The following is an 18,455-nucleotide window of genomic DNA, read 5'->3' as shown; positions in this document are numbered from 1 at the left end:
TTAGCTACTCCATGTTTCTCTCGGATCAAAAGCGGCTTTTTTCGCCAGTTCCTGCCACAACGCCTTGACTTCATCGTCGGTGTTTTTCGGCATGACCGCCTTGAGTTGCACAAACAGATAACCGCGCTGCCCGGCCTTGTTCAGCAAGCCGTGGCCCTTGGCACGCATGCGCTGGCCGTTCTGGCTGCCGGCCGGCACCTTGAGGTTGATCTTGCCGGTCAGTGTCGGCACGGCGACTTCAGCTCCCAACGCCAACTCCCATGGGGCCAGCGGCAGGGTAATGATCAGGTTTTCGCCTTCCACATCGAATTTCGGATGCGGCGCGAACTTGATGATCAGGTACAGATCACCATTGGTGCCGCCACCAACCCCCGGTGCGCCCTGGCCCTTGAGGCGGATGCGCTCGCCGTCGGTCACGCCGGCTGGGATCTTCACATTCAGGCTTTTCGTGGTGTTGCTGACGTGCTGACCGGCCGCGTTGTACTGCGGCACCTGGAAGTTGATCGGCTTGGACTCGTTGGACAGGGTCTCTTCCAGAAACACCGGTAATTCCATTTCCACATCTTGCCCTCGACGCCCGGCGCTACGGCCTTGGGCACCACCAAAACCATTGCCACGCGAACCGAAGATCGAGCTGAAGAAGTCCGAAAAGTCGCCTGTGTCCTCACCGCCGCCGCCATAGCCGCCACGGCTCTGCCAGCCCGGTGGCCCCTGGAACGGCTGGCCGTGCTGGCCGTATTTGCGCAGATCGTCGTATTCGGCGCGTTTATCGGCGCTTTTCAGCGCTTCATAGGCCTCGGACGCGTCCTTGAATTTGGCTTCGGCGTCCTTTTCCTTGCTGACGTCGGGGTGATATTTACGCGCCAGCTTACGATAGGCGGTCTTGATCGCCTTGTCGTCTGCCGTCGGCTCAACGCCGAGAATCTTGTAATAGTCTTTGAAGTCCATCGGGGGCATCACCATCCGTTATCGATATCGCACTGCCAGCGGCACAGCATGCGCCTGTTTACGGCGTCTGGATTGACCGATCTCAATCTTGTGACCTGAGGGTGCGTCAGAAGTTTATCGGCGGCGTGACAGACAAACTTGATCATTGCGTCAGCCACCAACCGTATGGAGGGGATTTGGGGGCAAAGACTGATCTTTCAAGGTAACAAGTACGATGACTTTAGCGGATAGTCGGCCTACGCATCTGGACGCGGGTGACATACACTGCGCGGCCGTTTTTTAACCGGAACCTGAAAGACATGAAAAACGAATCCCCAGCCCGTGCCTGCGGTATCGACTTTGGCACGTCCAACTCCACTGTCGGTTGGATCCGCCCCGGCATGGAAACGCTTATCGAGCTGGAGGACGACAAGATCACCCTGCCCTCGGTGGTGTTCTTCAACTTCGAAGAACGCCGTCCGGTCTACGGCCGCCTGGCGCTGCACGAGTACCTGGAAGGTTATGAAGGGCGCTTGATGCGCTCGCTCAAGAGCCTGCTGGGCTCCAAGCTGATCAAGCACGACACCAGCGTGTTGGGCACGGCAATGCCGTTCACCGACTTGCTGGCGCTGTTTATCGGCCAGCTCAAGAGCCGCGCCGAGGCCAATGCCGGGCGTGAGTTCGAGGAAGTGGTGCTGGGCCGCCCGGTATTTTTCGTCGACGATGACCCGATGGCCGACAAAGAGGCCGAAGACACTCTGGTGGACGTCGCCCGCAAGATCGGCTTCAAGGATATTTCGTTCCAGTACGAACCGATTGCCGCGGCGTTCGACTACGAGTCGACCATCGAGCGCGAAGAGCTGGTGCTGATTGTCGACATCGGCGGCGGTACTTCGGACTTCTCCCTGGTGCGCCTGTCCCCTGAGCGTCGCAACCACGACAACCGCCACGACGACATCCTCGCCACCGGCGGCGTGCACATCGGCGGGACCGACTTCGACAAGCAATTGAGCCTGCAAGGCATGATGCCGCTGTTCGGCTACGGCAGCCGTATGAAAAGCGGCGCCTACATGCCCACCAGCCATCACATGAACCTGGCGACCTGGCACACCATCAACTCGGTGTACTCGCAAAAATCCCAGTTGGCCCTGGGCAGCATGCGTTACGACATCGAAGACACCGGTGGCATCGACCGCCTGTTCAAGCTGATCGAACAACGCGCCGGGCACTGGTTGGCCATGGAAGTGGAAGAAACCAAGATCCAGCTGACCCATGACGAAAGCCGCCATGTGTTGCTGGATCGGGTTGAGCCGGGGTTGAGCGTGGAACTGAGCCGGGCGCTGTTCGAGTCGGCCATCGACAACCTGCTGGAGCGGGTGCGTAACAGCGTCACCCAGTTGCTGAACGACGCTTCGGTGGAAGTGGCCCAAGTGGACACGGTGTTCTTTACCGGTGGTTCCAGCGGCATTCCGGCACTGCGCCAGAGCGTGTCGGCGATGCTGCCGAATGCGCGGCATGTGGAAGGCAATATCTTTGGCAGTATCGGCAGCGGGTTGGCGATTGAGGCCAGCAAGCGGTACGGGTACTGAGTTTTAGCTGAAACCGTGGCGCCCCCTTCGCGAGCAAGTCGAATCGTCGCACCGCCGCTCCCACATTCGACCGAGTTCTACCTTTGGAATGCGGTCGAATGTGGGAGCGGCGGTGCGACGATTCGACTTGCTCGCGAAGGGGTCAATCCAGACAACATCAATCCCTACACCATCCCCGCCAGCTTCAACTCACTCTTCAAATACGCATAATAAATCGGCCCCGCCACCACGCCCGGCAGGCCGAATGCGGCTTCGAACACCAGCATCGCCAACAACAGCTCCCATGACTTGGCACTGATCTGCCCGCCGACGATACGTGCGTTGAGGAAGTATTCCACCTTGTGGATCACAATCAGGTAGCCCAGCGCCGCCACCGCCACCCAGATCGACAGCGACAGCGCGACGATGGTGATCAGGGTGTTGGACATCAGGTTGCCGATCACCGGGAGCAAACCCAGCAGGAAGGTCAGCACGATCAGGGTCTTGGTCAGCGGCAGGTGAATCCCGCACAGCGGTAGCACCACCGCCAGGAAGATCGCCGTGAACGCGGTATTCAGCGCGGCGATTTTGATTTGCGCGAAAACGATATTGCGAAAGGCTTGGGCCAGCAGGTGCAGACGATCAAACAGCGCTGCCGCCAGGGGTTTGCGCTTGGTCAGGTCCGGCACCCGCTGCAAAGCGATGATTGCCCCCAGCACCATGCCAATCAGCAAGGTCACGAACATGTGGGCCGCGTCCTTGCCCACCAGTTGCAATTCGCTCAGGTGCTTACTCAACCATTGCCCAATGGCCACGCGGAATTCGGCGGCGCTGGCGGGGAGGTAGGCGTCGAGAAACGGCGGCAGTTGGCCGCGTGCCCGATCGACTACGCCCATGAATTTGTCCAGAGAAGCCCCGGGATTTTCCGCTTCGTGAAGCAGGAAACTGATGGCGCCAGCAAAGATCAGGGTCAGGATGCTGACGATCAAGGTTCCCAGCAAGGCTACCGCCAGCCAGCGCGCACGTCGGCCTTCGATCAGCCGCTGCAACTGCGGGGTGAGCATGTTGACCAGTTCATAGACCAGCAATCCAGCCAGCAGGCTAGGCAGCAGTTTTAGCGGCAGTACCAGCAGCAACCCGCCGAAAATAATGACGCAACTGACCAACAACAACACGTGACGCTGAGAAAACGTTGGCATACAGCCTCAAAACGAACGGCGTTAAAGGATGTGTGTAGGAGCGAGGGGGACGCCTAGTTCTTGCTCGCGAAGAGTTCAAGAGCACCGCGTTTATTCAGAAATGAACGCGTTATCGTTGACGCCCATCGCGAGCAAGCCCGCTCCCACAGTAGAAAGCTGCATACGAGTGTCGCAGCCTTCCATAGCCGGGGGCTATTATTTCTTCAGGCAGGTACTCATAAAGGTTTTACGCGCATCGCCCTTCAGTGCCTGGGTTTTGGCCGTGGCGTTGCAGTCTTTCATCTTCTGCTGCTGCGGGGTCAGGGTCTTGGCATCGTTGGCAGCCGGGGCGGCCTTGAGGCAGGTGCTCATGAATGCCTTGCGATCATCACCGGTTTTGCCATTGGTCTTGGCTTCGGCGTTGCAAGTGGTCATTTTTTGTTGCTGAGCCGTCTGTGCGGCAGTCGCGGCAAAGCCTTGGGAACACAGCAGCAGGCCCATCATCAACAACGGAATACGCAGCATCTTCATGGAGTTTTCTCCCTGTTACCGTGCCGAGGGGCACGGACTCACCCGCAGTGTAGACAAACCGTGTTACACCTTCACCTGCTACGTATGTTTGCCCGACGATATTGCTCCGGCGTACACCCGGCCTGACGCTGAAACATGGCGATAAACGCCGACGCGGTGCTGTAGCCCAGGTCGAAGGCTACTTCCTGGACGCTGCGGGCACTGTCCAACGCCTCGATAGCGGCCAGGAAACGCAGGCGCTGGCGCCATTCACCGAAGCTCATGCCCAGTTCTCGAACAAATTGCCGGGCCAAGGTGCGCTCGCTGACGTGTACCTGCTGCGCCCACAAGGCCAAGGCCCGGTTATCCCCCGGATCCGCCTGCATGCCCTCAAGCACACTGAGCAGGCCAGGATTGCTGGCGTACGGCAAGAAGCAGTCGTGCACCGGCGCCTGCTTGAGTTGGTCCACCAGGACTTGGGCTAGACGCACATCGGCTTCGCTTTCGGGAATATTCACATCTCGCTCGGCGAAGTCACTGAGGATCGCCTTGAGGATGTCGCTGATGGTCAGGGTGCACGGCTGCGGCGGTAGTTGCTCGCACAGCTCCGGCGCCAGGTACACCGAGCGGTAGACAATGGCTTGAGCGTTGTAGGAACTGTGCTGGGTGTTCGGCGGAATCCACAGCGCGTATTGCGGTGGCGACATGAAGCGGCTGCCGGCGACCTCGAAACGCATCACGCCACGGGCCGAATAGTCCAGCGAGCCCCAGGCGTGCTGGTGGGCACTGGCGTGGGTATCGGCCTCGAACTCCGAATAGCGGAAGTACACCGGGGCCGGCAGCGCGTCGAAATCAGGGAGGTTGATGTACTTCTTGAGCATATTGTCTGGATACAGAGGTCGGATGGCTGGATCGAAGTATAGGCTTCGATCCAGACAAAGGATAATCAACCCTTATCAACGTTCCTGGTTCCTCTCGATGCAATACGCTTATCCATTACTGGCCATTTTTATCTGGGCCGGCAATACCGTGATCAACAAACTGGCGGTGGGCGCGATCTTCCCCGCCGAGATTGGCTTTTACCGCTGGCTGCTGGCGGGGATTCTGTTCACACCCTTTATGCTCAAGCCAGTGATCGCCCACTGGCCGCAGATTCGCCCTAACCTGGGCAAGATCTTCATCCTTGGCGTGCTAGGCATGGCGGTCTATCAGAGCCTGGCGTATTACGCCGCGACCCTGACCTCGGCCACCAACATGGGCATCATCCTGTCGCTGATGCCGCTGATGGCCTTGACCGCGGCCATCATCAGCCTCGGCCAGCGTCTGACCTTTGGCGCCCTGACCGGTGCGGTGCTGTCGTTTGCCGGGGTTCTGGTGGTGGTGTCATCCGGCAGCCTCTCCGTGCTGCTGCAACATGGCCTGAACCTGGGGGACGCGATGATGCTGGTCGCCACCCTGGCCTATGCGATCTACAGCACCTTGCTGAAAAAGTGGCAGTTGCGCCTGCCCCCACTGGTGTTGCTGTACTTGCAGGTGCTGGTGGCGGTGGTGGTGCTGTTTCCGTTATTCCTCACCTCGGAAAAAGTCGGGCTGGGTTGGTCGAATATTCCGCTGGTGATGTACGCCTGCCTGCTGGCCTCGATGCTCGCGCCGTTGGCGTGGATGCATTCGGTCAAGCACTTGGGGCCGAGCCGCACCACGCTGTTTTTCAACTTGCTGCCGTTGATTACCGCATTGATTGCGGCGGTGGTGTTGAAGGAGCAGTTGGCGTCGTATCACCTGGTGGGCGGCGTGCTGACCTTGGGTGGGGTGATCTTGTCGGAGCGTTGGACGACGCCGGTTAGCAGGAAGGTCAGCGTCGCCTGATATATCGACTTCGCGAGCAAGCCCGCTCCCACATTCGACCGCATTCCAACGGATGGACTCGGTCGAATGTGGGAGCGGCGGTGCGACGATTCGACTTGCTCGCGAAGAACGATAACTCGGCCTACCTGCTAAACCCCGGCGGCCTTCAACCGCCGGGCATGCTCGACAAATAGCCTGATGGGCTCCGCCCCCTTGCCCACCAGCCCCAGTGACTGGTTGACGATGTCGAAGTGGTCCAGGGCGTAGTCATCGCCGATCACGGTGCCCAAATGTGAGCTGTAGCGACCGACCATGCCGTCGCACTGGCCCTTCTCACGCACGAAGGTTTTGGCAAACAGCCGGCAACTGCGATTGGTCCCATCCAACAGGTTGCGCCCACGGTCGGTCTTGCCCGGCTGCAAGGTGCCGGACCAGGAGTAATAGCGCACGCCATTGACCTCTTCGGCGCCCTGCCCGCCCCAGGTGTGCGGCACGCCTTGGGGATACTGGCGATTGAACAGCGCCACACCCTCGCTGGTCAGCGAATGGTGCGAGGCGTGAATGTCTGCCGCAAAACGCGGACCACGATAACCGGTCTCCAACCAGCCCATCATCACGCCAATCAACCTCAGTAGCGCACTCATGATGCGGCCCTTGGCGCTGTCGGCGGGGTAATGGGTGTGGATATGGTCCGCCAGTTCCGAACCGTGATTGGGGCCGGCCACCGACGTCACCGAAGCCACCCATTCTGGGCGTTTGGCTGCGGCATAACGCGCAGTCAGCGAGCCCTGGCTATGACCGATCAGGTTGACCTTGTCTGCCCCGGTTTCCCGACGAATCCGCTCGATCTGCGCCAACAACTGTTCGCCGCGCACTTCGCTGGAATTGAGCGGTGCCACCTGTATCGGGAACACCTGCGCCCCACCGGCGCGCAACGCCGGGACGATGCCGTACCAATACGGGTACAGCACCAGACGCACAAACCCGAGCATGCCCGGCACCAGCACCAGGGGATAACGTGTGGCCAATGACTGCGGCATGGAGCGAACGTCCTTGAACGTGAGCAGATGGGGCAAAAACCGGTCAATCCAGATATAGAACATGCAAGTAACCTGTGGCGAGCGGGCTTGCCCACGTTGGGTCGCGAAGCGGCCCAAAAAAGGGACTGCTACGCAGTCCAACGCGGGCAAGCCCGCTCGCCACAAGTACAGCGCCCATCCTTAACTGGTGCCCATCCTAGACCAGCCACCATGACCAAGCCATGACGCTATTTAAGGCCCACAACACCCGCCACGATCAGCCCCACCGACACCAATTTGATCAGCGTCAGGCTTTCCCCGAGCAAGGCAAACCCGAGAAACACCGTGCCCAGGGAACCGATAGCGGTCCAGATCGGGTAGGCGATGCTCACCGGCAGCTCGCGCATGGCCAAGGTCAGGAAATAAATCCCGCCCACCGCCGCGAGCACCGTGAGCACCGACGGCCAGAGCCGGGTGAAGCCTTCGGCGTACTTCATGCCCATGGCGAAGGTCACCTCGAAGCCGGCGGCGATCAGCAGGAAGACCCAGGACACCTCAGAAGCTCCGCGCGAGGTCGCGTAACTGGCGCTCGGCCTCATCGCTGGAGCGACGGAAAGCCTCGGCGACAGACTCTTCACCCTCGGCGGCAATCACCGTAATGTCGTCGATACCGATAAAACCCAACACCGTGCGCAAGTGCGGATCAGCGTGGTTCATCGCCTCGTTCTCGCCTCCCGGACCAAACCCGTTGCCGCCACGGCTGGTGATGATCAACGCCTTCTTGCCCACCAGCAAACGCTGATACTGGGCGATGCCCTGGCTGTCTTGGTCGACATCAAAGGTCAGGCCCATACGCACGATCTGGTCGACCCAAGCCTTGAGGCCGCTGGGGATGCCGAAGTTGTACATCGGCACGGAAATCACCAGCAACTCGTGCTCGATCAACTCCCCCACCAATTCATCGCTCAACTGCAAATCGGCCTGCATGGCCAGGGGACGGGCTTGGGGTTCTGGGTAAAAATTCGCCGCGACAAAGGCTTCGCTGACATGGGGAATGGAGGCCCGCCCAACTTCACGACGCGTCAGTTGCGCCTCGGGATTGGCGGTTTGCCAGACGTCGAGAAAAACTTCGGCCAAGCGCCGGGAGTGGGAACGTTCGCCACGGGGACTGGCATGGATCGCAAGCATTTTTTTCATCTGTATGGCCTTCACGCGCTAGACTCAGGCAACCTGATTGGCCGCCTCTCTTGCGCACAAAGCTAGAGTCGAGCGCCTCACTCGACAAATGAGAAAAAGTTAATCCAGATGATTTTAATTCATCTATGGAGCCTCACATGTTCGCCTCACTGCCCCTGACCGCCCTGCGCGCCTTTGAGTCGGCCTCACGCCTGTTGAGCTTCAAAGCTGCCGCCCACGAGTTGTCGGTGTCGCCGACGGCGGTTTCCCATCAGATTCGCACGTTGGAAACCTGGCTCGGCGTGCCATTGTTCGAACGCCTGCCGCGCCAGGTGCGCCTTACCGAAGGTGGCGAGCGGCTGTTCCACAGTTTGCACGGCGCCTTGCTGGAAGTGGCGCAAAGTGTCGATACCCTGCGTCCGCAGCGCAGCGCCGGCAACCTCACCCTGTCCACCACGCCGGCGTTCGCCGCCCTGTGGCTGGTGCCACGATTGGGGCGTTTCTACGCAGCCCATCCAGGGATCAGCCTGCGTCTGGACACGAACTGCGACGTGGTGGATTTGCAGCAGGACGCCAGCATCGACCTGGTGATTCGCTACAGCCTCGACGACTACCTGAACCTGTACGGCCTGTGCCTGTTCGATGAGTGTTTTGCGGTCTATGGCTCACCCGAACAGGTCGCGCTGGCGAGTGAACGGCCACCGACTTTGATCAGCGTGCGCTGGCACAACTCCAAACTCTACGCCCTGGGTTGGCGGGCCTGGTGCGAAAAAGCCGGCGAAGATTGGTTGCAACATGCCTCGCCGATGCGCGAATACGATGAAGAGCACTACGCCCTGCAAGCGGCGATTGCCGGTCAGGGCCTGGTACTGGCCAGCAATATCCTGGTTTCGGAAAGCGTCACCAGCGGTTTGCTGGTGCCTTATCGAGCGCAGGTCAGCGTCGACGGCGCCGGCTACAGCGCGCTGTGCGTGCCCGGTCGCGAGCGACATCCGCCGGTCAGGGCGTTTTTCCAGTGGTTACAGGAGGAGGCGCGGCTGTCAGGACACGCGCTGTAAATCCGATAAAACTTTTTGCACCGTGCAGAACTCACAACTTGGAGCGATCACGCCAATAGAGCGTGGCGAAACCGTATATCGCCCTGAGGAGAATGAGATGACTGACATGCATTTGTCCGACGTAAGCACCCTGCGTGAACGCGCCCGCAAGAACGTCGAAAACGGCGCCGTGACCGAAGGCTACGACGCTGACCGCCAGGAAATCCTGCGTTTGCTCAACGAGTCGCTGGCCACTGAGTTGGTCTGTGTACTGCGCTACAAACGTCACTACTTCATGGCCAACGGCGTTAAAGCCCATGTCGCCGCCGAAGAGTTCCTGGAGCACGCCAACCAGGAGTCCGAACATGCCGACAAGCTAGCCGAACGTATCGTGCAACTGGGCGGCGAGCCGGAATTCAATCCGGACCTGCTGTCCAAGAACTCCCACGCGCAATACGTCGCGGGCAAAAACCTGAAGGAAATGGTTTACGAAGACCTGGTTGCCGAGCGGATTGCCGTGGACAGCTATCGCGAGATCATCCAGTACATCGGCGACAAAGACCCGACCACCCGCCGGATCTTCGAAGACATCCTGGCCCAGGAAGAAGAACACGCCGATGACATGGCGGATATTCTGCAGGATCTGTAACTCACACCACCGTAAACCCTTGTGGGAGCTGGCTTGCCTGCGATGCAGACGCCTCGGTGTAACAGATACACCGAGGTGACGCTATCGCGGGCAAGCCGGCTCCCACACAAGCCCGCACACATTTGTTTCCGGTTTCGGGCGTTAGCCTTTCACGGTCTTCGGGGCCTTGCCTTCCTTCATCTGCTGCAGCAACGGCGCGCATTGGTTCGGCACATCGCCGCTCGGCGCAACCAGTGCCAACAGACCCGCAGCCGGCCCGGCAATCAACCCCAGCGCCACCATCCCCGCACCGCGCAGCATCAACGGTACAGCCTTCACCCCGGCATTCGGCTTGATAAACGGCCCGCTGACGTACAACGGTGAACGCAGGGAAAACAGGCGGAAGCCCTTGGATTCAGGCGTAATCGTCAGATCCAACTGCTCGCTGGCCATGTTCGCCGTGCCATCGATGTAAATGATTGCGTTCTCGGTATCAAACACAAACAGCCGGGTGGTGGCCAAGCCGGTCTTGATACCGAAGTCCGCCGCTGCGCAGTTGATCTTCACTTCCTTGTCGCCAAACATTTTGCCGACCACGTAGTTACCGACGTTCAGCCCGGCGATTTCCATCAGCCCGCGGCTGATAGCACCGTCGTTGATCAGCATCTTCAGATCGCCGTTGGAAGTGCCCAGCAACGCCGCCACCGAATTGCCGCGACCAGAAATATCCGCATCACCGTTGAGCTCACCGAAGCTGGTTTTCATCGGTTCAAAGGTCGGGAACAACTGCTTGAGCTTGAAATTACGCGCGGTCAGCCGCGCACGACCTTCCAGCGGGGTGATCCGGCCATTCAAGCGAATCTGCGCATCAAGCTTGCCACCGGCCACGCCAAAGCGCAGGGGTTCCAGGCTCAGCTCGCCATCGTTCAACACCAAATGTGTGTAGAGATCAGTAAACGGCAATTCAGTACTATGGACGATGCGCTTGCCGGTGAATTCCACATCGGCATCCATATCGCGCCACCGCTCGGTACGGAACTCCTCCACTGGCAACACCTTGGTCGCCGGCTGTTTGCTCTCGCCGCCACGGGCTTTTTGCTTGGCGTTGGAGTCGGCGCCGATCAAGGGCGCAAGGTCAGCCATCAACAGTTGATTGGACACCAACGTTCCGCTCAACTTGGGGCGGGGCTGACTCGCGACGTAAGCGAGGTCGCCGTGAATATCGCTGTTGCCGATCTTGCCGTTGAAGTTCTCATAGCGGAACGATGCGCCGCCCACCTCATGCAGCTTGGCGATCAGGTGGCCGTCTGTGGCATAGGCCGGCGAGTCCGGCAGGGTGACGCCGGTCAGCGGGTAGAGGTTGCCCAGGCTGCTGCCGGAAAGTTTCAGGCGCAGGTCCAGAGCACCGAGGTTCAACGGATCCGTCAGGGTGCCAGCCAAGGCAACACTGGTGTCGGCGATCTTCACTTGGGCTTGCAACGGGAATGGCTTGGCGGCGTCCTGCAAGGCCAGCAGGCCGCCAATCTTGCCGGTGCCGGCGAGTTTCTGGCCGTGATACTGACCCTTGACCTTGAGGCCGAAGGCATAGTCCTGGGGGGCCGAGCCCTTTTCCAAGGCCTTTTTGGCATCGGCGTCACCCACAATCTCGTTGAACGGGATCGGCTTGCCTAGTAACTCGATCACCACATCAAGCTGAGTCTTGAGGGTTTGATCATCAAGGGTCACATGGCCCTTGTCGAAACCGATGGCGCCAATGTCCACCACCCAATTGGAGGGTTCGGCGTTGGGGTCTTTGGGGTCGAACTTGAAGGTCCAGTTGGCGCGGCCGTCGGCCAGGCGCTGCAGCTCGGCACTCGGCTCAGTAAGGTCGATACGCGGGATGACCACGCGTTGAGCCAGCAGCGGCAAGGGCGAAACGCGTAGTTCTACGCGCTTGAGGGTGACCATCTGCGGCTTTTTCGACCATTCGGGATTGCCCAGGGTCAGGTCTTCGGCCACCACGTGGGGCCAGGGAATCCAGGCACGCCAACCGCCTTCGTCGGGCTCGCGCTGCCAGATCACCGCCAGATTGCCATTGATGGCAAAGGGGCGATGCAGCTCTTCGGAGACTTTGGCATTGAGGGGCGGTTTGATTCGGTTCCAGTCAAAAAACACCAGGACCAACACCACGACGGCGATTAGTAGAACGAAGCTGGCGCAGCTCCAGGTGAGAATTTTACGAGTGCGCGTCATTGCACAGGACTCCTGATTACGACTGAGCGTGCGAGTTACGACGCACGTTAGGACTACAGCTTATATGGCTACGACTGACAAACGGTGTAGGGGTTTAACCCCAATGGCCAATTAGACGGAAAAAAGCTGCTTTTTTGACCACCCAGACAACTTCCATCATCAACGACGCACTGTTGTTACCCACGTTCGTGTCGAAAATACCCAGCACGGTGCAAAACCGCGTGCTTGAGACGCGCGAGATAGAGCCTCCGCAGGGAACAATCAATTCTGTTGATTATTACCATTGTGTTTATGAACTTTTATATCGACTTATCAAGAGTAGCATTAGCTCTGTACCCAATTTATCGCCCTCCCAAGGAGCAACCCATCATGAAACGCCAATTACTCGCAAGCTTTGTACTATCGGTCCTGGCCACCAGCGCATTTGCCCTGCCAGCGTCTGAACAAGCCACCCCACAAGTCAAAGCTGACGCTGCACATTTCAGCCAAACCTTGGCTCGCAGCGGTTCGCAAGATGAGAGCGACCGCGACTACGCTAAAGGAGGCGTTGCTGAAAACGGTTCGGAACAAGCCAACAAACGCGCTTACACCGAAGGCGTAGCTGAAGGCGGGCGTGATCGTCTGGAACAGAAAGGCCTGGTTGAAGGCGGTGCTGAACAAGCCAACAAACGTGCCTACACCGACGGTTTGGCTGAAGGCGGCCGTGATCGCCTGGAACAGAAAGGTCTGGTTGAAAACGGTTCTGATCGTGCCAATGCACGTGCCTACGCCGGTGCTGTTGCTGAAGGCGGTGCTGATCGTCTGCAAGAACTGCATCAAGCAGCGAGCTAAGCCTGTGCTGGCCCTGAAAAAAAGCCCGATTCTACCGAATCGGGCTTTTGACTTTATGTAAACAGGTAAACCGCAACGCGCTTGTCCCGCCTCAAGTTCGACGCCAGTAAAGTTGTTTTGCTAGAGTGCGTCGCTGTCCTGGTCCACAAAGCCCACCCGCCCATGCTGCCCCGCGCTGAACAGAAGCAACAGACCCGCCTTGCCTTGATGGACGCAGCCCGCCATCTGATGGAGTGTGGCCGAGGGTTTGGCAGCTTGAGCCTGCGGGAAGTCGCAAAAACCGCCGGCATCGTGCCCACCGGTTTCTACCGTCACTTTGACGATATGGATCAATTGGGCCTGGTATTGGTCAGCGAAGTGGGCCAGACCTTCCGCGCCACCATTCGCCTGGTGCGCCACAATGAATTCGTCATGGGCGGCATTATCGATGCCTCGGTGCGGATCTTTCTCGACGTGGTGGCCGCCAATCGCTCGCAGTTCCTGTTCCTGGCGCGCGAACAATACGGTGGTTGCCTGGCGGTTCGCCAAGCCATCGGCGCCTTGCGTGAAGACATTACCTCAGACCTTGCAGCCGACCTGACCCTGATGCCCAAGCTCCAGCACCTGGACGCCGAAGGTTTGCACGTCATGGCCGACCTGATCGTCAAAAGCGTGTTCGCCACCCTCCCCGACATCATCGACCTACCCGCCGAAGCCCTGCCGGCGCACCTTACGCCCCAGGCCAAGATCACCCAGCAACTGCGTTTTATCTTTATCGGTCTCAAGCACTGGCAAGGGCTGGGCAGCACTGAGTAACCCGGTCAGCGCACCACGTGAAAACGCTTGGCGGTGGTGTAGTTCTTCTTCCAGTAGCTGTTGGCTAAAGAGTCGATACGGATGTTCTTGCCGGTGCGGGGCGAATGAATGAACTTGCCGCCGCCTATATAAAGACCGACATGGCTGATCTGGCCACGTCCATTACCCCTGAAAAACACCGCATCGCCTGGCTTCAGCGCGTCGCGCTTGACCGTGGCTGCCGTTGAACGGTGCATCGCCGCCGTGGTGCGGGGCAGTTGAATATTAGCCTCGGTCTTGAACAGATAGACCAATAAGCCGCTGCAATCGAAGCCCTGGCCCACCGATGCGCCACCCAGCTTATAGGGTGTGCCCAGCAACCCGTGGGCGCGGTCGATCACATTGTCGATAGAGGGCTGCGGTACGCCTGTCAGCACAACCCCCAACCCGTTCAAGGAGGAGGCACGCGGCTGAATATTCGCGAAAGACGAAACACTGATCAGACACAGGAAAAGTAAACATAAGGATGATTTGAACATGGACAGATGCCGCACTGGTTAAACACGAGCGGCATCCTAATCAAAGAGTGCGTAACAAAATGAACGGGAAATCCCGAAGTCACGTAGGACAAATCCTTTAATCGTGCAACAGGAAAAGGATGAAGGAAGTTTCATGCGAAACCGTCTGCTCATCGCGACGAATCGCCCGATTCCGGTGCTATAAATCCACTAACGCACCAAAATGAAACATTCTGAAATGTCTTAACGCCCTATCGGGTGGCACAGAAGCGCCTACCTACAGGGAATTCCTACTCCCCGCGTGATTGGCAAGGCCCTTGCTCTAGCTTGCTTATCGCTCATAGCTGGAAGCCTTCTGATGCTGGTGATCCACCGCCGAATCGCCCCCCAAGCCCTCTGGGCCGCGGAACTGCTGCTGAATTTCGAAGCTCGCAGTAAAAGCCGCTTGCGCTGTTTCAGTGCCGACGGCGAAGACGTCGGCCTGTTTCTGGAGCGTGGGCAACCACCGCTGCACGACGGCGAATTCCTACAGGCTGAAGACGGACGTGTCGTACGTGTATGCGCCCGCCCTGAACACCTACTACACGTCACCTGCAGCAATGCCTTCGAACTGACCCGCGCCGCCTATCATCTGGGGAATCGCCATGTCGCCCTGCAAGTCGGCGATGGCTGGCTGCGCCTGCTGGACGATTACGTACTCAAAGCCATGCTCGAACAACTGGGCGCGCGCACTGAAACCATCGAGGCGCCGTTCCAACCGGAACACGGCGCCTATGGCGGTGGTCATCATCATTCGCGTCACGGTGACGAAGACTTCAACTACCCACCCAAGCTGCATCAGTTCGGCGTGCGTCTATGAACCCAGCCTGGGCGCTGCTGCGTCTGGCCAGTCCGCAGCTGCCGATTGGTGGCTACAGCTATTCCCAGGGCCTGGAAATGGCCGTGGAAAACGGCCGGGTGAACGACTCCATCAGCGCCCGCCGCTGGATCAGTGACCAATTGCTGCTCAACCTGGCACGCTTTGAAGCGCCGCTGCTACTCGCCCACTGCCAAACCGCCGCCGCGCAGGACTGGCCGGGCCTGGCCCAGTTGTGTGAAGAACACCGCGCCAGCCGCGAAACCCGCGAGCTGTACCAGGAAAGCCGGCAAATGGGCTACTCCCTGCAACAACTCTTGAATGGCTTGCCGGAACTGGACGAGCCCGCCCGACAGTTCCTCGAACAACGCCCCGAACCGCACCTGGCCCTGGGTTGGGCCCTGGCCGCCCGTGCCTGGCAAATCAGTGCACAAGATGCCCTGGCCGCCTGGCTCTGGAGCTGGCTGGAAAACCAGCTCGCCGTGCTGATGAAAACCCTGCCCCTGGGCCAGCAAGCCGCGCAACGCCTGACCAGTGAGTTGCTGCCACTGCTGCAACAGGCCCAGCAGGACGCCAGCCAACGCGATCCCGATCATTACGGCAGCGCCGCCTTTGGCCTGTCCCTGGCGTGCATGGCCCACGAGCGCCAGTACAGCCGCCTGTTCCGTTCCTAGGCGCCTTTTATTTTGGAGAAGCACATGAACACACAACCCCTGCGCGTTGGCATCGGTGGCCCGGTCGGCTCCGGCAAGACCGCCCTGACCCTGGCCCTGTGCCTGGCCCTGCGCGATCGCTACAACCTGGCCGTGGTCACCAACGACATCTATACCCGCGAAGACGCCGATTTCCTGGTGCGCAACCAAGCCCTCGCGCCAGAGCGGATCATCGGCGTGGAAACCGGCGGCTGCCCCCACACGGCGATTCGTGAAGACGCGTCCATCAACCTGGAAGCGGTGGATCAACTGAACCGGCGCTTTCCGGGCCTGGACCTGATCCTGGTGGAATCCGGGGGCGACAACCTCTCGGCGACCTTCAGCCCCGAACTGTCGGACCTGACCATCTACGTGATCGATGTTTCGGCCGGCGACAAGCTGCCGCGCAAAGGCGGCCCCGGGATCTGCAAGTCCGACTTGCTGGTGATCAACAAGATCGACCTGGCGCCGCTGGTAGGCGCGTCCCTGGAACTGATGAACAGCGATACCCAGCGCATGCGCGGCGGCAAACCCTTTGTCTTCAGCAATCAGAAAACCGGCGTCGGCCTGGAAGAAATCGTCGCCTTTATCGAACGCCAAGGCTTGCTGACCGCAGCCTGATCAACCACCAAGGAACCTGTCCATGAGCCTCAAGAAACTGTTTGGCGCCGTCGCCCTGCTGCTCACCCCTGCCCTCGCTTTTGCTCACCCGGGCCATGGCGACAACGGCCTGGTGGCTGGTATCAGTCACCCGTTAAGCGGTATCGACCATCTGCTGGCGATGGTGGCGGTCGGTTTGTGGGCCGCGCAGCAAAAAGGCGCGGCTCGCTGGGCGCTGCCCTGCACGTTTGTGGGCACCATGCTGATCGGTGGCCTGCTGGGTTTTGAAGGCCTGGAACTGCCGGGCCTGGAAAGCGGGATTGCCGCTTCGGTGCTGGCGCTTGGCTTGGCGGTGGCCCTCGCGATTCGTCCACCCGTAGCCGTTGCGGTGGCGGTAACGGCGCTGTTTGCCCTGTTCCATGGCGTGGCCCACGGCCTGGAACTGCCGGATATGTCCAGCCCTTGGGCCTATGCCGCAGGGTTTGTAGGTGCAACGGCGGCGCTGCATGCCGCAGGTTATGCCGTGGTGCGTTTCCTGCCGGCTGCGGCGGCGCCGTTGGTGCGGATTGCTGGAGCAGCGTCGGCGGCGACTGGGGTTTGGTTGCTCGCGGGCTGAGTTTTGCGTTGTTGGTAAAGGCCTCATCGCAGGCAAGCCAGCTCCCACATTCGACCGCGTTTCCACAGTTGGAATGCAGGCGAATGTGTGCGGGCTTGCTCGCGAAGGCGGCAGCAAAGACAACACCGATCCCAAGCCTGCTACCATGTCGCGCAAACACCCCTGCCGTGACGACGCCAGCCGATGCCCATCGCTCCAAGCTCCGCCCTCAAGCCTCAATTGAACGCTGTGCTCACGCACTTCCACGACCTGATCGTGCCGCTCTGGCAGGGCCCGGGCTGGAATGCCGACCTGGCGCTGCCTTATGAGGCTCTGGACGCCAATCACCGTCCCCTGCCCCCGCAACGCTACCGCGCCATGGCCTGTGCCCGGCAGTTGTACCTGTTTGCCAGCCTGATCGGTGAGCCCGGTGCAGACTATGCCGAAGAGCGCGCGGCGGCATTGTTTCGTTCGCTGCAGCGGCACTTCCATGACGCCGAACACGGCGGCTGGTTCTACAGCATCGACCCCCACGGCAAACCGCTGGACAAGCGCAAAGACCTCTACACCCACGCCTTCATCATCTTCGCCTGCGCCCACTACTGGGCCAAAGTGCGTGAGCCGTTGGTGGAGTCGGTGCTCAATGCCGCCCTGGAAGTGGTCGCCGAACGGTTCGCCACCGGCGACGGCTTGTATGAGGCGGTGCTGGAGCGCAATTGGTCGCCCCTCAAGTCCGGCCCGCTGCAAAACCCACTGATGCACCTCGCCGAAGGCTTCCTCGCCACCCTCGCGGTGCGTGAAGACGCCGCCGTACAAAGTGCCTTGCTGGCGCTCGCGGCAGCCATGCAACAGCGTTTCATCGACCGCCAGCACGGGGTGATGATGGAAAAACCGTTGGGCGCTGTGGATAACTGGTTTGAGCCAGGGCACCAGTTCGAATGGTTCTTTTTGCTGGCGTCTTCGGACGTGCTGAAAAATACGCCCCTGCACGCCTCACTGGCCCGGGCGTTTGCCTATGCCGAGCAAAAGGGTGTGGATAAGTTGACCGGGGCTGTCAGCGGCATGCTCGCGCTGGATGGCACCGTACGTGACGGCACCCAGCGCATCTGGGCCCAGGCCGAATACCTGCGGGCACTGACCTTGCGGCCGGGTAGCGAAACCGTGTTGCAACGCCAATTACAGGCGTTGCAGCAACGGTTTCTGCATCACAAAGGCTGGAATGAATGCCTGGATGCCAGTGGGGCCGTGAGTCGATGGGATATGCCATCGACCACGCCCTACCATTTGGCCACCTGCTATCGGGGTTTGACCGACGCTCTCGGCTGACGGTGGCCCTGTAATCCTATACCTCTGTAGCCCTGTAGCCGCTGTCGAGGAACGAGGCTGCGATGGGTTGCGAAGCGACCCCCGAGGGCGGTCCTGCGGACACGCATCGCAGCCTCGTTCCTCGTCAGCGGCTACAGATCAAC

Annotated in this window: 20 protein-coding genes; 11 read left to right on the top strand and 9 right to left on the bottom strand. The window is 59.8% G+C overall.

Annotated elements, in window-relative coordinates; all coding sequences use genetic code 11:
• Positions 1-948, bottom strand: coding sequence for a DnaJ C-terminal domain-containing protein (locus HKK55_RS28660; RefSeq protein ID WP_169357655.1), 948 nt, complete (start codon positions 946-948; stop codon positions 1-3).
• A gap of 299 nt (positions 949-1,247) precedes the next feature.
• On the opposite strand from HKK55_RS28660, the gene HKK55_RS28655 reads away from it, so the two are divergent.
• Positions 1,248-2,516 (top strand): Hsp70 family protein, encoded by a 1,269-nt coding sequence (locus HKK55_RS28655; protein ID WP_169357654.1) that lies wholly within the window; start codon positions 1,248-1,250, stop codon positions 2,514-2,516.
• A gap of 164 nt (positions 2,517-2,680) precedes the next feature.
• Here the strand turns inward: HKK55_RS28655 and HKK55_RS28650 are convergent, their stop codons facing one another.
• The 3 genes from HKK55_RS28650 to HKK55_RS28640 all read right to left on the bottom strand — a co-directional run bounded on the left by HKK55_RS28650 (position 2,681) and on the right by HKK55_RS28640 (position 5,064).
• Positions 2,681-3,694: an AI-2E family transporter gene (locus HKK55_RS28650; RefSeq protein WP_169357653.1), complete on the bottom strand. Its 1,014-nt coding sequence runs from the start codon at positions 3,692-3,694 to the stop codon at positions 2,681-2,683.
• A gap of 195 nt (positions 3,695-3,889) precedes the next feature.
• Positions 3,890-4,204: a PsiF family protein gene (locus tag HKK55_RS28645; protein WP_169357652.1), complete on the bottom strand. Its 315-nt coding sequence runs from the start codon at positions 4,202-4,204 to the stop codon at positions 3,890-3,892.
• 71 nt (positions 4,205-4,275) lie between these two features.
• The gene (locus HKK55_RS28640) at positions 4,276-5,064 is read right to left on the bottom strand and encodes a helix-turn-helix transcriptional regulator (protein ID WP_169357651.1); all 789 of its coding nucleotides are present in this window, start codon (positions 5,062-5,064) and stop codon (positions 4,276-4,278) included.
• A 97-nt stretch (positions 5,065-5,161) separates the two neighbouring features.
• On the opposite strand from HKK55_RS28640, the gene HKK55_RS28635 reads away from it, so the two are divergent.
• Positions 5,162-6,049: a DMT family transporter gene (locus HKK55_RS28635; RefSeq protein WP_169357650.1), complete on the top strand. Its 888-nt coding sequence runs from the start codon at positions 5,162-5,164 to the stop codon at positions 6,047-6,049.
• Positions 6,050-6,177: 128 nt separating this feature from the next.
• On the opposite strand, the gene HKK55_RS28630 is transcribed toward HKK55_RS28635, so the two are convergent.
• The 3 genes from HKK55_RS28630 to HKK55_RS28620 form a co-directional block, all read right to left on the bottom strand.
• Complete coding sequence (locus HKK55_RS28630) at positions 6,178-7,068, bottom strand: triacylglycerol lipase (RefSeq protein WP_169357973.1); 891 nt, start codon at positions 7,066-7,068, stop codon at positions 6,178-6,180.
• Between the two features lie 227 nt (positions 7,069-7,295).
• The gene (locus HKK55_RS28625; RefSeq protein ID WP_169357649.1) at positions 7,296-7,601 is read right to left on the bottom strand and encodes a multidrug efflux SMR transporter; all 306 of its coding nucleotides are present in this window, start codon (positions 7,599-7,601) and stop codon (positions 7,296-7,298) included.
• A 1-nt stretch (position 7,602) separates the two neighbouring features.
• Positions 7,603-8,244 (bottom strand): FMN-dependent NADH-azoreductase, encoded by a 642-nt coding sequence (locus HKK55_RS28620; protein WP_169357648.1) that lies wholly within the window; start codon positions 8,242-8,244, stop codon positions 7,603-7,605.
• 125 nt (positions 8,245-8,369) lie between these two features.
• Between HKK55_RS28620 and HKK55_RS28615 the strand changes: the two genes are divergently transcribed.
• Together HKK55_RS28615 and HKK55_RS28610 are read left to right on the top strand one after the other, a co-directional pair.
• Positions 8,370-9,281, top strand: a complete 912-nt coding sequence (locus tag HKK55_RS28615) for a LysR substrate-binding domain-containing protein (RefSeq protein WP_169357647.1) — start codon at positions 8,370-8,372, stop codon at positions 9,279-9,281.
• 97 nt (positions 9,282-9,378) lie between these two features.
• A complete protein-coding gene (locus HKK55_RS28610; protein ID WP_169357646.1) occupies positions 9,379-9,909 on the top strand; it encodes a bacterioferritin in 531 nt (176 codons plus the stop codon).
• 141 nt (positions 9,910-10,050) lie between these two features.
• On the opposite strand, the gene HKK55_RS28605 is transcribed toward HKK55_RS28610, so the two are convergent.
• A complete protein-coding gene (locus tag HKK55_RS28605; RefSeq protein ID WP_169357645.1) occupies positions 10,051-12,120 on the bottom strand; it encodes an AsmA family protein in 2,070 nt (689 codons plus the stop codon).
• Between the two features lie 369 nt (positions 12,121-12,489).
• Here HKK55_RS28605 and HKK55_RS28600 point away from each other — a divergent pair, with 369 nt between their 5' ends.
• Positions 12,490-12,951: a hypothetical protein gene (locus tag HKK55_RS28600; RefSeq protein ID WP_169357644.1), complete on the top strand. Its 462-nt coding sequence runs from the start codon at positions 12,490-12,492 to the stop codon at positions 12,949-12,951.
• 162 nt (positions 12,952-13,113) lie between these two features.
• A complete protein-coding gene (locus HKK55_RS28595; protein ID WP_169357643.1) occupies positions 13,114-13,746 on the top strand; it encodes a TetR family transcriptional regulator in 633 nt (210 codons plus the stop codon).
• 5 nt (positions 13,747-13,751) lie between these two features.
• On the opposite strand, the gene HKK55_RS28590 is transcribed toward HKK55_RS28595, so the two are convergent.
• Positions 13,752-14,264 (bottom strand): C40 family peptidase, encoded by a 513-nt coding sequence (locus HKK55_RS28590; protein WP_169357642.1) that lies wholly within the window; start codon positions 14,262-14,264, stop codon positions 13,752-13,754.
• Positions 14,265-14,601: 337 nt separating this feature from the next.
• Here HKK55_RS28590 and ureE point away from each other — a divergent pair, with 337 nt between their 5' ends.
• From ureE to HKK55_RS28565, 5 genes are all read left to right on the top strand, one after another.
• Positions 14,602-15,102 (top strand): urease accessory protein UreE, encoded by a 501-nt coding sequence (gene ureE, locus HKK55_RS28585; protein ID WP_169357641.1) that lies wholly within the window; start codon positions 14,602-14,604, stop codon positions 15,100-15,102.
• On the top strand, positions 15,099-15,773 hold the full coding sequence (locus HKK55_RS28580) for an urease accessory protein UreF (protein ID WP_169357640.1): 675 nt from the start codon (positions 15,099-15,101) through the stop codon (positions 15,771-15,773). The genes ureE and HKK55_RS28580 overlap by 4 nt, the downstream gene beginning before the upstream one ends.
• 24 nt (positions 15,774-15,797) lie before the next feature.
• The gene (gene ureG / locus HKK55_RS28575) at positions 15,798-16,412 is read left to right on the top strand and encodes an urease accessory protein UreG (RefSeq protein WP_003217431.1); all 615 of its coding nucleotides are present in this window, start codon (positions 15,798-15,800) and stop codon (positions 16,410-16,412) included.
• 22 nt (positions 16,413-16,434) lie between these two features.
• On the top strand, positions 16,435-17,007 hold the full coding sequence (locus tag HKK55_RS28570; RefSeq protein ID WP_169357639.1) for a HupE/UreJ family protein: 573 nt from the start codon (positions 16,435-16,437) through the stop codon (positions 17,005-17,007).
• A gap of 183 nt (positions 17,008-17,190) precedes the next feature.
• The gene (locus HKK55_RS28565; RefSeq protein WP_169357638.1) at positions 17,191-18,312 is read left to right on the top strand and encodes an AGE family epimerase/isomerase; all 1,122 of its coding nucleotides are present in this window, start codon (positions 17,191-17,193) and stop codon (positions 18,310-18,312) included.
• Positions 18,313-18,455: the final 143 nt, after the last annotated feature.

Source organism: Pseudomonas sp. ADAK18, from assembly GCF_012935695.1.
GTDB lineage: Bacteria > Pseudomonadota > Gammaproteobacteria > Pseudomonadales > Pseudomonadaceae > Aquipseudomonas.
The sequence above is the reverse complement of the archived record's forward strand: the minus strand, read 5'-3'. Positions and strand labels throughout refer to the sequence as shown.

What these genes read in the sequence shown, in the direction of transcription:
- HKK55_RS28660 (WP_169357655.1), bottom strand. Translation starts at nt 948, where the DNA reads ATGGACTTCAAAGACTATTACAAGATTCTCGGCGTTGAGCCGACGGCA.
- HKK55_RS28655 (WP_169357654.1), top strand. Translation starts at nt 1,248, where the DNA reads ATGAAAAACGAATCCCCAGCCCGTGCCTGCGGTATCGACTTTGGCACG.
- HKK55_RS28650 (WP_169357653.1), bottom strand. Translation starts at nt 3,694, where the DNA reads ATGCCAACGTTTTCTCAGCGTCACGTGTTGTTGTTGGTCAGTTGCGTC.
- HKK55_RS28645 (WP_169357652.1), bottom strand. Translation starts at nt 4,204, where the DNA reads ATGAAGATGCTGCGTATTCCGTTGTTGATGATGGGCCTGCTGCTGTGT.
- HKK55_RS28640 (WP_169357651.1), bottom strand. Translation starts at nt 5,064, where the DNA reads ATGCTCAAGAAGTACATCAACCTCCCTGATTTCGACGCGCTGCCGGCC.
- HKK55_RS28635 (WP_169357650.1), top strand. Translation starts at nt 5,162, where the DNA reads ATGCAATACGCTTATCCATTACTGGCCATTTTTATCTGGGCCGGCAAT.
- HKK55_RS28630 (WP_169357973.1), bottom strand. Translation starts at nt 7,068, where the DNA reads ATGCCGCAGTCATTGGCCACACGTTATCCCCTGGTGCTGGTGCCGGGC.
- HKK55_RS28620 (WP_169357648.1), bottom strand. Translation starts at nt 8,244, where the DNA reads ATGAAAAAAATGCTTGCGATCCATGCCAGTCCCCGTGGCGAACGTTCC.
- HKK55_RS28615 (WP_169357647.1), top strand. Translation starts at nt 8,370, where the DNA reads ATGGAGCCTCACATGTTCGCCTCACTGCCCCTGACCGCCCTGCGCGCC.
- HKK55_RS28610 (WP_169357646.1), top strand. Translation starts at nt 9,379, where the DNA reads ATGACTGACATGCATTTGTCCGACGTAAGCACCCTGCGTGAACGCGCC.
- HKK55_RS28605 (WP_169357645.1), bottom strand. Translation starts at nt 12,120, where the DNA reads ATGACGCGCACTCGTAAAATTCTCACCTGGAGCTGCGCCAGCTTCGTT.
- HKK55_RS28600 (WP_169357644.1), top strand. Translation starts at nt 12,490, where the DNA reads ATGAAACGCCAATTACTCGCAAGCTTTGTACTATCGGTCCTGGCCACC.
- HKK55_RS28595 (WP_169357643.1), top strand. Translation starts at nt 13,114, where the DNA reads ATGCTGCCCCGCGCTGAACAGAAGCAACAGACCCGCCTTGCCTTGATG.
- HKK55_RS28590 (WP_169357642.1), bottom strand. Translation starts at nt 14,264, where the DNA reads ATGTTCAAATCATCCTTATGTTTACTTTTCCTGTGTCTGATCAGTGTT.
- ureE (WP_169357641.1), top strand. Translation starts at nt 14,602, where the DNA reads ATGCTGGTGATCCACCGCCGAATCGCCCCCCAAGCCCTCTGGGCCGCG.
- HKK55_RS28580 (WP_169357640.1), top strand. Translation starts at nt 15,099, where the DNA reads ATGAACCCAGCCTGGGCGCTGCTGCGTCTGGCCAGTCCGCAGCTGCCG.
- ureG (WP_003217431.1), top strand. Translation starts at nt 15,798, where the DNA reads ATGAACACACAACCCCTGCGCGTTGGCATCGGTGGCCCGGTCGGCTCC.
- HKK55_RS28570 (WP_169357639.1), top strand. Translation starts at nt 16,435, where the DNA reads ATGAGCCTCAAGAAACTGTTTGGCGCCGTCGCCCTGCTGCTCACCCCT.
- HKK55_RS28565 (WP_169357638.1), top strand. Translation starts at nt 17,191, where the DNA reads ATGCCCATCGCTCCAAGCTCCGCCCTCAAGCCTCAATTGAACGCTGTG.